Below are 13780 nucleotides of genomic sequence, written 5' to 3'. Positions count from 1 at the left end.
ATGACCCTGCCGCGGACCCCTTCGCTCCTGCCGCTCCTGCTGCTCACGCTGGCGCTCGCGCTGCCGGCCCGGGCCGCGCCGCTCGACATCGAAACGGCGACGGTGCCCGAGCTGGAGGCGGCGATGGCCCGGGGCTCGCTGACGTCGGTGGCACTGACCAGGGCCTACCTCACGCGCATCGACGCTTACGACAAGAAAGGACCGACGATCAATAGCGTGATCCTGCTCAACCCGAAGGCGCTCGACGAGGCCAAGCAGCTCGACGCCGAGCGTCGCGCCGGCAAGCTGCGCGGCCCACTGCATGGCATCCCGATCGTGCTGAAGGACAACTACGACACCTTCGACATGCCGACCACGGCGGGTTCGTGGCTGCTCAAGGGCAGTGTCCCGCCGGACGACGCCTTCACCGTGAAGCGCCTGCGCGACGCCGGCGCCATCATCCTGGCCAAGATGAACCTCTCGGAGTTCGCGGCTGGCGGCGGCAGCGTCGGCGGCGCCAAGGATCCCGAGGTACTCAAGGCCGGAGCGGTGCCGAACGGCTACAGCTCGCTGGGCGGGCAGACGCGCAATCCGCACGACCTCGACAAGGGTCCGTCGGGTTCGAGCGGCGGCACCGGCGCCGGCATCGCGGCCGCCTTCGCGCAGTTCGGCATGGGCACGGACACGCACAGCTCGGTGCGCGGCCCGTCGTCGGTCAACGGCATCGTCGGCCTCAAGCCGACCAACGGCCTGGTTTCGCGCGACGGCATCATCCCGCTGGCGCTGTCGCTGGATACCGGCGGCCCGATGGCGCGCAGCGTCACCGACATCGCCGTGGCGCTCAACGTGCTCGCCGGCGTCGATCCGGCCGACGACATGACGAAGCGCGCCGAAGGCCGCGTCGAGAAGGACTACACCGCTTACCTGAAGAAGGGCGCGCTCAAGGGCAGGCGCATCGGCGTCACGCGCGATTTCTACGGTCAGAACCCGGGCGCCGACGCCGTCTTCGAGCAGGCCGTCGGAAGCCTGAGACGGCTCGGCGCCGTCACGGTCGACTTCCGTTATCCGGACTACATGCTGGCGTCGAAGGACAACATCTACTCCCTCATTACGCAGTCGGAATTCAAGAAACAGATCGCCGACTACCTGAAGACCACCAAGCCCGGCTATCCGAAGACGCTCGACGATCTCGTGCGCATGGCGAACGATCCGAAGACCGGATATCCGGACCCGCACAAGGCATTCGCCTTCAAGTACACCGCTTCGGTGGCGCTCGACCTCGACGATCCGCTCTACCTCGCCGCGAAGGAGCAGGGCATGGCGCTGGTCAAGGGCGCCGTCGACGCGATGATGAAGAAGTACCGCCTCGACGCCATCGTCTATCTCAGCAGTCCGGCGGCCGCGGCGCCGATCGTGCCGCCCGCCGATCCGAAGCCGAACGGACCGCGCGCCCTCGGCTACAACATCGCCAATCTCTCCGGCTATCCGGACATCGTCGTGCCGGCCGGCATGACGCCCGAAGGACTGCCGGTGACGATCTCGATCATGGGGCCCGCGTTCAGCGACGGCGCCATCATCGGCTACGCCTATGACTTCGAGCAGGCCACGCACGCGCGACGCCTGCCGAAGTACACGCCGGCGCTGCCGTCCGACACGCTGAAATGAGCGTGCGGCCGCGTCGCCGTCTTGCGCTCACCGGCCTGATGGCCTTCGCTGTGCTCGGCGCGCCACCGGCGCGGAGCGCCATCGATCTGCATACGGCGACCATCGCCGACGTCAACGCCGCGTTCGCCGACGGTTCGCTGACGTCCGAGCAGTTGCTGCGCGCGTACCTCGCGCGCATCGATGCGTACGACAAGAAAGGCCCGATGATCAACGCGGTGATCACACTCAACGCGCATGCGTTGGACGAGGCGCGGCAGCGCGACGCCGAACGCAGGGCCGGCAGGATCCGCGGCCCGTTGCACGGCATCCCGATCGTGCTCAAGGACAACTTCGACACCTTCGACCTGCCGACGACGGCGGGTTCGCAACTGCTCGCCGGCAGCATGCCGCCCGACGACGCCTTTGTCGTGAAGAAGCTGCGCGACGCCGGTGCGGTCATCGTCGCCAAGCTCAATCTGCACGAGTTCGCCGCCGGCGGCGGCGTCAGCGGCTCGACCGATCCGGCCGACTACAAGGCCGCGGCGATTCCGAACGGCTTCAGCTCGATGGGCGGCCAGACACGCAACCCACACGAGCTGGACCACGGTCCGGCCGGCTCGAGCACCGGCACGGCGGCCGCCATCGCCGCCGGCTTCGCGCAGTTCGGCATGGGCAGCGATACCACGAGCTCGGTGCGCGGTCCCGCGTCGGCGACCGGCATCGTCGGCCTCAAGCCGACCAATGGCCTGTTGTCGCGCGACGGCATCGTGCCGCTGGCGCTGTCGCTGGATACGGCGGGACCGATGGCGCGCAGCGTCTACGACGTCGCCTATGCGCTGAACGTGATGGCCGGCGTCGATCCGGCGGACGCGATGACGTTGCGCGCTCAGGGGCGTGTCGAGAGCGATTACACGGCCTTTCTCCGGCGCGGCGCGCTCAGGGGGCGGCGCATCGGCATCGCCCGCGACTTCGGCGGCCAGAACGCGGACGTCGACACGGTGTTCGAGGCGGCCGTGCGGACGCTTCGTTCCCTGGGCGCGGCGACCGTCGACGTGCACTACCCCGACTACCTGCTGGCGGCGCACAACGAACTGGCGTCGATCATCTGCGCCGCCGAGTTCAAGGCGCAGATCGCCGACTATCTCAAGACCCTCGGCCCGCAGTTCCCGAAGACACTCGCCGATCTCGCGCGCCTCGCGAATGATCCGGCGACGCACTATCGAAGCCCGCAGAAAGCCTACGGGCTGAACTACACGCAGGCGCACGCACCAGCGATCGACGATCCCGCGTACCGGGTTGCGAAGAACCAGGGCATGGCGATGGTGAAGGGCGCCGTCGACGCGGTGCTGCAGAAGGACCGTCTCGACGCCATCGTCTACCTCAGCACGCCGAACGCCGCGCCGCTGATCGCGCCGTCCCCGAATCCGGGACCGGCGAAGCCGAAGTCCTCGGCCTATAACATCGCGAATCTGGCCGGCTATCCCGATCTCGTTGTACCGGCCGGCATGACTTCCGATGGCCTGCCGGTGACGGTCTCCTTCCTCGGACCGGCGTTCAGCGACGGCCCGCTGCTCGGCTACGGCTACGACTTCGAGCAGGCGACGCACGCGCGACGCCTGCCGAAGTTCACACCGCCGCTTCCCGGCGACCGCATCGGGCACTGAGCGACGGGCGATCGGGATTTTTTTGATTTCCCTGTCGGGGGACTGACGTGGCGCCCGTCCAATAGCCGAGGGACTTGCAAGCTTCCGCGTTCCAGCCAGGGGCATCGGCTTGCGCGGGCGTCTGCCGCCGGAATTCCGGAGTCCGAGGCACGTTAGACAGGGGAGCCATTCGATGTCGTCGATGCGAGCAGCGCTGAAGGCCTTAGTCGTATCCGTCTCCGCCTTGTGTGCCTATCCGGTACACGCGGAATTCCATCTTGAAGAAGCCACCATCGACGGCATGCACGACGCCATCCGCAGTGGCGAAGTGACGTGCAAGCGGATCGTCGAGGGTTACGTCGCCCGCGCCAAGGCCTACAACGGCATGTGCACCGCACTGGTCACGGCGGACGGCCGGAAGGCACCCTCGGTCATGGGCAGGGTAGTGGTCGGCCAGGCGCGCAAGTTCCCGACCGAGACCATCGCGATCAGCAGGATCGTTCCCGACTTCGGCAAGTACAGCGGCGACACGCCGGATTACGGCCGCATGGAGAAGACGGCTTCGGACCCGAGCGTCCACCAGCAATATGGCATGGTCGCCGGCATCCCGAATGCAGGGCAGGTCAACGCACTGGAAGTGCTCAACATCCGCGGCGAGCGCTCGGTGACCTGCAAGGGCAAGTTCGACGCGCCGCCGGGCCAGCCGCTGCCGGCCGGCGCGCCGACGGTCTGCGAGGAATTCCGCAAGCAGCCGGACGCCATCGAGACCGCCGCGGCGATGGATGCCCGCTACGGCCGCAAGCCGGACCTCAAGGCCATGCCGCTGTACTGCGTGCCGATGGCCAACAAGAGCATCTACGACTCCACCGACATGCGCACCACGGCCGGTGCCGACGTCAACTACGGCATGGATGCGCCGCCGAAGGATTCGACGCTGGTGTCGCGCCTGCGCAGCGCCGGCGCGATCATCTATGCCGAGGCCAACGAATCCGAGTACAACGCCGGCAGCGGCGATCCGGGCGGCGCGGCCAAGGTCGAGCATCCGTACATCGGCGCCGGCGGCTCGCGTTCGACCTGGGGCGGCACGATCTGCAACCCGTACGACACCGAGCGTGAGACCAGCGGTTCGAGCGGCGGCTCGGGCGTCGCGGTGGCCGCCAACCTGACGATGTGCTCGATCTGCGAGACCACCGGCGGCTCGTGCCGCGGTCCGGCCAACTACCAGAGCGTGGTCATGGTGGTGCCGACCAAGGGCGTGATCTCGTTCGCCGGCAGCATCGGCGCCAATCCGTATCAGGACCGTCCGGGCATCATGTGCCGCTCGGTGAAGGATGCGGCGACGATCCTCGACGCCTTCCGCGACCAGACCACGGGCAGCTATTTCGATCCGCGCGATCCGTTCACCGCGGCACCGCCGCGTGCGGTTCTGCCGACGGAGCCGGGAGCGTTCGTCGCCGCGGCGACGCGTGCCGGCGGCAGCAAGCCGCTGGCCGGCGTGCGCCTCGGCGTCATTCGCGAGCTCTACGTGAAATCGACGCCCGGCGCGGCGGCGGTCAGCGATGGCGTCAACCAGGAGCTGCAGGTACTGAAGGATCTGGGCGCCGAGTTGGTCGAGGACGTCACGCCCGAGTATCCGGACGATCCGTTGATGCTGAACATGACGTTCGGCTTCCGCGACGCCTTCGCCGAAATCCTGCCGTTCCACATGCCGGAGACCTTCTCGTGGAAGAAGGACGGCAAGCCCATGTTCACAGTGCCGGGCTGGGATGTCGGCAGCCGCAAGTACCTCGTCGCGGTATCGGCGCACAAGGCGCCGCTGCCGGACAACATGAACTTCCGCACCATCTTTGCCAATCCGCCGCCCAATCCGGACGAAGTGACCGGCTACACCTTCGCGTTCCAGTTCGCGCAGTACCTGACGCTGCGCGGCGACAGCCGCGTCTACGACTGGCAGACGCTCAATGCCAACGCCAAGTACTACAACGACGTGCGCCGCGCGGCGATGAAGAACTGGGAGAACAAGGAGATGGACATCCGTACCAATGCCATCACCTACACGATCAAGCGCCGCGACGCGCTGCGCATGGCGATGACCAAGGTGCTAGAGCAGAACCGTCTCGATGCCTTCGTCAATCCGGTGAACCTGAAGCTGCAGGGCAAGATCGGCGGCGCGCAGCTGCGCACCAGCAACGACGGCTTCGGCTACGGCGCCATGCTCGGCATTCCGGAAGTCTTCGTGCCGGCCGGCTTCGCCGGCTCGATCTATGACGGCGAGTTCAAGCTCTCCGCGGACGGCAAGAAGTACGAGAGCGTCGAGGCGGCCGCGCCAACCCGGCTCGGCGGCGTCGGCCTGCCGTACAACGTCGGCTTCTGGGCCGAGCCGGGGCAGGAGGCGAACCTCATCAGGATCGGCTCCGCCTATGAAGCCGCGACCCATCACCGCAAGCCGCCGCCGGCCTTCGGTCCGGTGAAGGGCCAGCCCTGAGTCGCGCGTCGCGCATTCCGCAGGTTTCTTGAAGGAGAACGCAGCATGTCCGTTCCATCCGCCTCCGCGCGCGCCGTCCGCCGCTCGAAAGGCTTGCGCTCCGCGCTCAGCCTGATCGTCGCCGCGGCGTTCACCGGCCTGCTCGCCATCGGCAGCGCGCCGGCCGCCGCCGCGCCCGGCGGTTTCCATCTCGAGGAAGCGACGATCGACGACATCCAGAGCGCGATCCGCTCCGGCCAGCTCACGTCGACGCAGCTGGTCGAGCTGTATCTCCGGCGCATCAAGGCCTACAACGGCACCTGCGTGAAACAGCCGCAGGGCATCCTCGGGCCGATCGAGACGATCCCGCACGCCGGGCAGATCAACGCGCTGTCGACGCTCAACTTGCGGCCGGCGACGCGCAAGAAATGGGGTTTCGATGCGCGCAAGGCGCGCAGCGTGACGGACGGCAGGGACGACGACCCGAAGATGCTGGACGCCCTGGAAGTGGCGGCCCAGCAGGACGCGTACTTCGCCAGGACCGGCCAGCTGGTCGGTCCGCTGCACGGCGTCGTCATGGCGATCAAGGACCAGTACGACACCTTCGACATGCGCACCACGGCAGGCGCTGACGCGCCGTATGCGAACGACCGTCCGCCGGAGGATTCCACCTTCGTCGAGCACCTGCGCGCCGCCGGTGCGATCATCCTCGCCAAGTCCAATCTCGGCGAGTACGCCTCGGCGACGCCGCGCAGCACGTACGGCGGCACCTTCTGCAACCCCTACGACACCGAACGCATCCCGCGCGGCTCCAGCTCCGGCTCGGGCTCCTCGGTGGGCGCCAATCTCGTGACCTGCGCGATCGCCGAGGAATCCGGTTCGTCGATCCGCGGACCGGCGAGCGCCGCGAGCAGCGTCGGCATCGCCGCGACCGAGGAGCTGGTCAGCCGCAAAGGCATGATCCAGATCGGCATCAACACGCGCGTTGGGCCGATCTGCCGCACGGTCAAGGACGCGGCGAAGGTCCTCGACGTGATTGCCGGCTACGACCCGAAGGACGAGCTCACCGCCTTCAACGTCGGCCGCACGCCGGCGAAACCCTATGCGTCCTACGCAGACGCCAAGAGCCTCGCCGGACTGCGCATCGGCGTGGTCCGCGAGTACATGAACAAGAAGCTCTTCACCAAGGAGGACGAGCAGACCATCGACCTGGTCGGCCAGGCCGCCGAGGACCTGAAGAAGCTCGGCGCCACGGTGGTCGACCCGGGTCCGGAGGGCGAGCTGTTCACGGCCTGCATCCAGAAGCTCGCGCCGCAGGACGACAACATCCTGTACACGCGCCGCTATCCGAAGGTCTTCTCGTTCGACGCCGACGGCAAGCCGGTGGACGACCACACACGCCTGCTGCTCGACATGAAGATGGATCCGTCGAAGATGCCGGAGCGCCTGACGCTGCGCGATTTCAACCAGAACGAGGCGGAAGGGCAGGCGAAGTACATGCTGAACCTGTACCTGCGCGAGCGCGGCGACAAGAACATCACATCCAACGCCGACCTGATCGCCAAGGCCACCTACTACGACGAACCGAATTTCCCGACGCCGAAGCGCACGCGTGAAAATTCCGAGAAGGACATGCAGTACGACATGTCCAAACGCTTGCTGCGCCGCTTCTCGATGCAGCAGATGATCCTGCAGTGCATGGCCGAGCAGAAGCTCGACGCGCTCGTCTATCCGACGGCGAACCTCCCGCCGACCAAGCTCGGCTCGCCCGCCGGTCCGCCGCCAAACGCGCGCGCCGCTGTCTGGACCTTCCTCGGCGCGCAGGGCTTCCCGGTCATCACCGTGCCGGCCGGCTTCACCACCGAGGTCTGGGACTGGGTGCGCGACCCGAACGCGCCGGAGATTCCGGAGTCGGCCTGGAAGAACACGGGTGGTGGTGGCGGCGGTGCCGCGCGCACCGCGCGTGACCGCAAGATCCGCCTCGTCGGCCCGACGCCAGCGGTGCTGCCGGTCGGCGTGGATTTCGTCGGTCGCCCGTTCGACGAGCCACTCCTGTTCCGCATCGCCTCGGCCTACGAAGGCCTCACGCACCACCGCCGTCCGCCGTCCGAATTCGGTCCGGTCAAGAACGAGCCGTAGCCAACCGGTTGGCCCGACCCCGTCGGGGTCGGGCATCGCTCGTGTGGCATGTGGAATGCGGATCCAGCACTGCATGGTTCCGGGTATTCACCCGGGCTGGAGCATGGCAGCATCGCGTTAGCGGCGAGCCCAGAAGGGCCGGGCACATCAGCGATGCGGCCCGCTTTTTCGCGTGTGCAGTGGTGAGCGCGCTATCGGCGCGATTTCATTTTTCGTGATGGAGGTCACGCCAGCTTTCAGGCTGTCGGTAGAGCACGTTCCTTGCCGCAGGATGGCGTGACGGGCGCGCAGATGGTTGGCACCGGCGTCGGCCCGAATCCAGTCATGAATCAGATTATGGTCGATCCACAGCACGCGCTCATTCTGATAGTTGAACTCGTCGGGCAGCACGCCGCGCCCGGGCCGGAAGCCCTGGCCGGCGATCGGAAAGCGCACGTCCACCGAACGGATGCGGATCTCCAGCGTGTCGCCCGGCTCGGCGCCGCGGATGTAGACGGGACCGTTGAGCGTGTGGTCGCCGCGGCCGTCGCCCTCGACGCCTTCGTAGGCCGCGTCTCGCTCATTGGGAATCTTCTCCTTCGGCACGCCGATTTACGGTGGCGGTCTCGAGCTTGACAATGTCGCCCGAATCCAACGTCAGCACGGACTGCAGCGTGGCGTCGAAGAAGCCGCGATGCACGGTCTTCGGCGAAGCGATCAGCTCGTGGACCTTCGGCGAGTCCGCATCCGCGGCAGCGGACAGTCTCAGTGCCAAGGCGGTGAGCGACGGAGCGGATCGTTTCATGGCGGTCTCTTGGAGGCTCAGCGCTTGTCGGCCAGCGGACCGAAGTCCGGTGGCGGCTTGCGATGGTGCGTGGCCGATTCGTAGGCGGTGCCGATGCGGATCAGCGCCGGCTCCTCGCCCTGGCCGGCGAAGAAGGTGATCGAGATCGGCAGCGGATGGGCGAGCTTGGTCTTCTTCGTATCCGGCGCGAGCACGGAGATGTAATCCGTGTGGTCCGCGTTGAGCGCGTATTGCGGCTCGTAGACCACGTCGCTGAAACCCGCCGGGATCACCACGCGCGGGATCTGGAAGAACGGCGTGATGCCGTCGAGGCTGATCGTGCCGACGTTCGGGCCGAGGATCTTCGGTGTCGGCACCGTGTTCTCGGGATGCACGAAGGCGTCGATGCGGTTCTCGTGCATCACCTTGAGCAGCGCGAGCCGCGCGATGGTGCTGCGCGCCAGGCGGTCGGCTTTGCCGGCTTCCTCGTGATCCTTGAAGGCGACCCAGTTCTCGGCGCCGGCGCGCGACTTGTCTTCGCGGAACTTGGCGTTGGCCACCCAGTCGGCCCAGGTCCTGATGCGCGCGTCGCCGCGGTCGGCGAGGTAGCGGTTGATGTCGAAGGCGAAGTCGGCGCAGAGCTGCGAGACGCAGGGCGTGGCGGCGAAGTTCGCGAAGTTGGTGATGTCGATGGCGCGGGTCAGCGGCGCCTCGTGGCGGCTCAGCTTGAGCAGGTAGTCGGCAGAAGTGACATCGTAGCCGGGCACGTCGAAATACAGTTTTCCATTCTTGTCGCGGCGCGAGAAGATTTCCGGCATCAGCCTCGGCAGCAGCTCGGCAAGCGCATCGGAAAAGGTGTAGCGCAGGTTCGGCACATCGGGATCGTCCGGGTAGTCGGGCGTTGTCGTCTCGACCAGCTCGGCACCGAGGCGGTCGCGCAGCACGCTCTTGATCTCGCGGTCTATCTGGTCGGAGATTGCCTCGTGGTTGTGCGTCTTCTTCACCATGTGCTCGCGCAGGATGGCGATGCGCATGCCGGCCAGCGGCCTGCCGTTCTTGCGCAGTGCCGCGTCGTCGACGATGAAGCTGGCGTAGGGCTGCGCCGGAATCAGAGCCTTCGGCACGGCGGCGAAGGGATCGCGGATGTCGTCGTAGGCGGCGCTCGCCGGGTCCTTGAGCGCGTCGAGCACACGCGCCGCGTCGGCCAGCGTGCGTGCGTGGATGCCGGCGCGGTCGTTGAACCACTGATAGCCGATTCCGCCGTTGTCGGGGAGCACGCCCTTCGTGGTGAGCAGCGTGGCGATGCCGTTGCGCGAGGCCGGGCCCTGGCACGATGCGCCGGACTGCTCGCAGATGCCGATGGTCACGAGATTGGCCGAGACCGCCGCACCCGAGCCGCTGCTCGAGCCGCGCGTCACGCGCGTGGTGTCGTAGGGATTGCAGGGCTGGCCGGCCCAGGCGCCCATGCCCTGGCCGCCGGCGACGAGATTGGTCTTCGCCTTGACGGCGCCGCCGGCGGGATTGCCGGGACCGCCGTTGAATTCGTGCGCGACGGACTTGGCGTAGATGATCGCGCCGTGCGCGCGCAGGCGCGCGACGACGGTCGAGTCGGACGGTGGCGCATCCATCGCGAAGGCGACGTCGTTGTTCGCCGTCGTGCGCATGTCCCGGGTGTCATACGGGTCCTTGATGGCGGTGACGACGCAATACATCGGCAGCGCGGCGAGGTCCGGCTGGCGGCCGTATTTCGCGTCGAGGGCGGCGGCGGTCTCGAGCGCGTCGCGCTGCTTGCGGAATTCCTCGCAGACCGCGGGCGCGCCGGCCGGCAGCGGTATGCCGGGCGACGCGTCGAACGCGCCCTTGCAGGTGACCGAGCGCTCGCCGCGGATGTTGAGCGTCTCCAGCGCATTGACCTGGCCGGCATCCGCAATGCCGACGCGCATGCCCATCTGCGCCATGACGCCGGGGTCCGAGACGGTCGGCTCCATGCGGCCGTAGTCGAGCGGCAGGCCGCGGTACTGGTCAAGCTGCGGCAGGACCTTCGACGCCTTTACCGTCTGCGTCGGAAACAGCAGCGGCCTGCCGGCACGCACGTAGCCCTTCGCCGGCGCGATGTCGGTGCCGTCCGGCGTGACCAGCGCCGTGCACACGCCGTTGTAGGCCTTCGCGCGATCGATGTACGCCTGCACGACGTCGCGGCAGGTGGTGGCGCCCGACTGGATCGCGGCGTGGATGCTCTCGACGGTCGCTTCCTCGATCTGGAACGCGCCTGCGGCCGCCATCGCCGGCGTGGCGAAGGTGGTGAAGGTGGCGAGGCCGAGCAGGGCGAGGCCGGACACCGCGGCGTTGCGGGCGCGGGGATGGGGCAGGGGACGGCTGTTCCGGCTCAAGGCGGACTCCCGGACGGGCGAAGACGACATTGGAGAAATGGATACCGCTCCCGCCGCGGGTCGGCGGCGGGAGCGGATGGGGCAGGGTCTGCGTCTATGGCTCGCCCTTCACCGGACCGAAGTCCGGCGGCGGCTTGCGATGATGCGTCGCGTCCTCGTGAGCGGATGCGACCTTGATGATGGTGGCTTCGTCGCCCCGCGCGGCACGCAGTACAGCGGCATGGCCTTGAGGTCCGGCTTGCGGCCGTAGCGGGCATCCATCGCCGCGGCGGTCTCGATGGCGTCCGGCTGCTTGCGGAATTCCTCGCAGACCGCCGGCGCGCCGGCCGGCAGCGGCTGGCCCGGCGGCGCGTCGAACTTGCCCTTGCAGGTCACCGAGCGCTCGCCGCGGATGTTGAGCACTTCCAGTGCGTTGACCTGCCCTGCATTCGGGATGCCGGCGACCATGCCATATTGCTGTGGCACGGTCGGGTCAGACGTCGTCGCCTGCATGCGGCCGTACCCGATCGGCCGGCTCTTGTACTGGCCGAAGTCCGGCAGGACGTCGGCGGCGGCCGTTTCCATCGGGAACTGCAGCGGCAGCTTCGCGCGCACGGTGCCGGGCGCCGGCGATACCGGCGCGTCGTCGGCGGTGACGAGACGCGTGCAGATGCCGTTGTAGGCGCGAGCGCGGTCGACATAAGCCTGGACGATGTCGCGGCAACTCGTGCGGCCCTCGCGAATCGCCTGATGGATGCCGGCGATCGTCGCTTCCTCGATCTGGAAACTGCCGCCGGCGGGCATCAGCTGCAACGTAGCGCTCATCTGCATAGTCCTCCCTCCCCGCCATCACGCACACGTGCGCGAACGACCTCGCCCGACAATGCGGGCCACGACAGTTGGGACGTAAACGGCATCGCGGCCCCCACCCGGGTGCGCGATCGCGAGCGTGCCGGCCGCAACGGGTAGGGCGTGGCCGGCGGCGGCCGTCTTCAACAGCAGGTCCGCCACGCGCGGGCGCTCCGTGACCAAACGGCGGGAGGCTGCGCATGAACAATCCGGACTACGCCAGCACATTGGCACGCGCGCCCGTGGCCGGCCTCGCGCCACATGCGACGCAAGACCCGGCCAACTGGATTCTCGGACCGCGACGCGACCTGCTATTCATCATCGCGGCACCCGTGCTCGTGTTCGCGCTGGCGCTGGCGCTGTTCGGTTGGCGCGGCGCAGCCACGGCGACCTCGATGATCCTGCTGACGCACGTGATCATGACGGTCGCCCATCACCTGCCGACCTTCATTCGCGTTTATGGCGACGTCGAACTGTTCCGTCGCCATCGCTGGACCTTCCTGCTCGCGCCGCTGATCCCGTTCGGCTTCGCGATGGCGGTGCTGAGCTACATCAATCTGCGCGGCTATCCAGTCGAGAACGCCCTCTACCTGTTCATCATCCTCGCGCTGTGGGATCCGTGGCACTTCCTGATGCAGCACTACGGCTTCACGCGCATCTACGACCGCCACTGCGGCGCCCCGCCGAGGCTGGCGGCGCGCATGGACCTGCTGCTGTCGGCGAGTTGCTTCATCGCCATCATGCTGCTGTGCGGCGACTGGCTGCCGTCGATTCTGGAAGATCTCTACACCACGGCCGATCTGCCGCTCGTGTTCGCGGTGCCGCCCGGCCTGCCGGCCGCGCTCGAGAAACTCGCCGTCGCCGTCGCGCTGCTGTCGGCGGGCGCGTATGCCGTCTACCTGCTGCGCTGCTGGCACCGCGGCTGGCGCGTCAGCCGCGTCAAGCTCGCGCTGTACGCGAGCTTCTTCGCCGTGATGTACCTCGCCTATACGCCGAACGCCTGGATGCGCGAATGGGCGCCGGGCTGGACTTTCAAGGTCGGCTTCGCCGTGGTCGGCATCGTGCACATGACGCAGTACCTGGCGATCGTCTGGCACTACAACCGCAACCTCGCGCGGCGCCAGGGCCGTGCCAGGCCGGGACCGTTCGCACGCCTGCACGCGCGGGGCGGACCATGGATCGGCGCCGGCTACGTGCTGCTGTGCCTGGCCTACGGTTCATTGTTGTCCGGCAGGCACGACGCGCGCTGGCCGATGTCGGTGCTGCTCGCGCTCGGCTTCACCTCGACGCTGCTGCACTACTACTTCGACGGCTTCATCTGGAAGGTCCGCCATCAGCAGAACCGCGAGAACCTCGACATGCCGCAGGCGTCGAGCGGCGGCGAGGCGTCGTGGTGGTTCGACGGCAGGCCGCGCGCCGCCGCCGCGGTGCTGCTGCGCCAGTCGCTGTACTTCGGCCTGCCGATGCTGGTGCTCACCGTCGGCGCCATCGCCGTCTGGCAGCATCCGAACGCCGGTTACGTAGGGTACATGGTGCAGGCGCACGTCCTGAATGAGCAGGGACGCGGCGCCGAGGCCACGCGCATGGCCGAGCAGGCTCTTGCGGCGATGAAGCGGCAGCTGCCGCTGACGCAGCGTCTCGCCGAATTGCAGCCGACCGCCTCGCGCGAGGCGGCGCTGGCGTTCCTGCTGCACGACCGCGCGCGCTACGAACGCCTGCTGATTCCAGCGCTGAAGGGCGAGGCGGTGACGGCGGACGACCGGCGGCGATACCGGCAAGACGTCGGACGCGCCGCCGCCTGGCTCGAGCACGCACTGCAGCAGCGCGGCTCGCCGGCGCACGCGGGGCGCGAGCGCATGACCGCGGACGACGCGCGACGCGTGCTCGAAGCATGGCGGCGCGAAGCGACGGCCATCGAGGACTGACGGAC

General features: G+C 67.9%; 9 protein-coding genes. 5 read left to right on the top strand and 4 right to left on the bottom strand.

Annotated elements, in window-relative coordinates:
* From K344_RS0104300 to K344_RS0104280, 4 genes are all read left to right on the top strand, one after another.
* Entirely contained in the window at positions 1-1644 is a 1644-nt protein-coding gene (locus K344_RS0104300) for an amidase family protein (RefSeq protein WP_051361879.1), read from the top strand.
* Entirely contained in the window at positions 1641-3287 is a 1647-nt protein-coding gene (locus K344_RS0104295) for an amidase family protein (RefSeq protein ID WP_051361878.1), read from the top strand. The genes K344_RS0104300 and K344_RS0104295 overlap by 4 nt, the downstream gene beginning before the upstream one ends.
* A 280-nt stretch (positions 3288-3567) precedes the next feature.
* Positions 3568-5751 carry an amidase family protein gene (locus K344_RS0104285; RefSeq protein WP_245586104.1) on the top strand — a complete coding sequence of 728 codons (2184 nt, stop codon included), beginning with the start codon at positions 3568-3570 and terminating at the stop codon, positions 5749-5751.
* Between the two features lie 45 nt (positions 5752-5796).
* A complete protein-coding gene (locus tag K344_RS0104280; protein ID WP_051361876.1) occupies positions 5797-7869 on the top strand; it encodes an amidase in 2073 nt (690 codons plus the stop codon).
* A gap of 147 nt (positions 7870-8016) precedes the next feature.
* Here K344_RS0104280 and K344_RS22835 read toward each other — a convergent pair whose 3' ends face one another.
* From K344_RS22835 to K344_RS0104260, 4 genes are all read right to left on the bottom strand, one after another.
* Positions 8017-8454, bottom strand: a complete 438-nt coding sequence (locus K344_RS22835) for an acetamidase/formamidase family protein (protein WP_028079619.1) — start codon at positions 8452-8454, stop codon at positions 8017-8019.
* The gene (locus tag K344_RS22830) at positions 8429-8653 is read right to left on the bottom strand and encodes a hypothetical protein (protein ID WP_157622756.1); all 225 of its coding nucleotides are present in this window, start codon (positions 8651-8653) and stop codon (positions 8429-8431) included. The genes K344_RS22835 and K344_RS22830 overlap by 26 nt, the downstream gene beginning before the upstream one ends.
* Before the next feature lie 17 nt (positions 8654-8670).
* Positions 8671-11022, bottom strand: a complete 2352-nt coding sequence (locus K344_RS0104265) for an amidase family protein (RefSeq protein ID WP_169729238.1) — start codon at positions 11020-11022, stop codon at positions 8671-8673.
* A 108-nt stretch (positions 11023-11130) separates the two neighbouring features.
* Positions 11131-11826, bottom strand: coding sequence for a hypothetical protein (locus K344_RS0104260; RefSeq protein WP_157622754.1), 696 nt, complete (start codon positions 11824-11826; stop codon positions 11131-11133).
* A 224-nt stretch (positions 11827-12050) separates the two neighbouring features.
* Between K344_RS0104260 and K344_RS0104255 the strand changes: the two genes are divergently transcribed.
* Positions 12051-13775 carry a hypothetical protein gene (locus K344_RS0104255; RefSeq protein ID WP_028079615.1) on the top strand — a complete coding sequence of 575 codons (1725 nt, stop codon included), beginning with the start codon at positions 12051-12053 and terminating at the stop codon, positions 13773-13775.
* The last annotated feature ends 5 nt before the right edge of the window (positions 13776-13780 follow it).

The sequence above is a fragment of the Solimonas soli DSM 21787 genome (genome assembly GCF_000474945.1).
GTDB lineage: Bacteria > Pseudomonadota > Gammaproteobacteria > Nevskiales > Nevskiaceae > Solimonas > Solimonas soli.
This window is presented reverse-complemented; position numbering and strand designations above follow the sequence as displayed.

Bases quoted from the DNA above. Each gene is read 5' to 3' on its own strand.
- K344_RS22830 (WP_157622756.1), bottom strand. From the start codon at position 8,653: ATGAAACGATCCGCTCCGTCGCTCACCGCCTTGGCACTGAGACTGTCC.
- K344_RS0104295 (WP_051361878.1), top strand. From the start codon at position 1,641: ATGAGCGTGCGGCCGCGTCGCCGTCTTGCGCTCACCGGCCTGATGGCC.
- K344_RS0104260 (WP_157622754.1), bottom strand. From the start codon at position 11,826: ATGAGCGCTACGTTGCAGCTGATGCCCGCCGGCGGCAGTTTCCAGATC.
- K344_RS0104285 (WP_245586104.1), top strand. From the start codon at position 3,568: ATGCACGACGCCATCCGCAGTGGCGAAGTGACGTGCAAGCGGATCGTC.
- K344_RS0104280 (WP_051361876.1), top strand. From the start codon at position 5,797: ATGTCCGTTCCATCCGCCTCCGCGCGCGCCGTCCGCCGCTCGAAAGGC.
- K344_RS0104300 (WP_051361879.1), top strand. From the start codon at position 1: ATGACCCTGCCGCGGACCCCTTCGCTCCTGCCGCTCCTGCTGCTCACG.
- K344_RS0104255 (WP_028079615.1), top strand. From the start codon at position 12,051: ATGAACAATCCGGACTACGCCAGCACATTGGCACGCGCGCCCGTGGCC.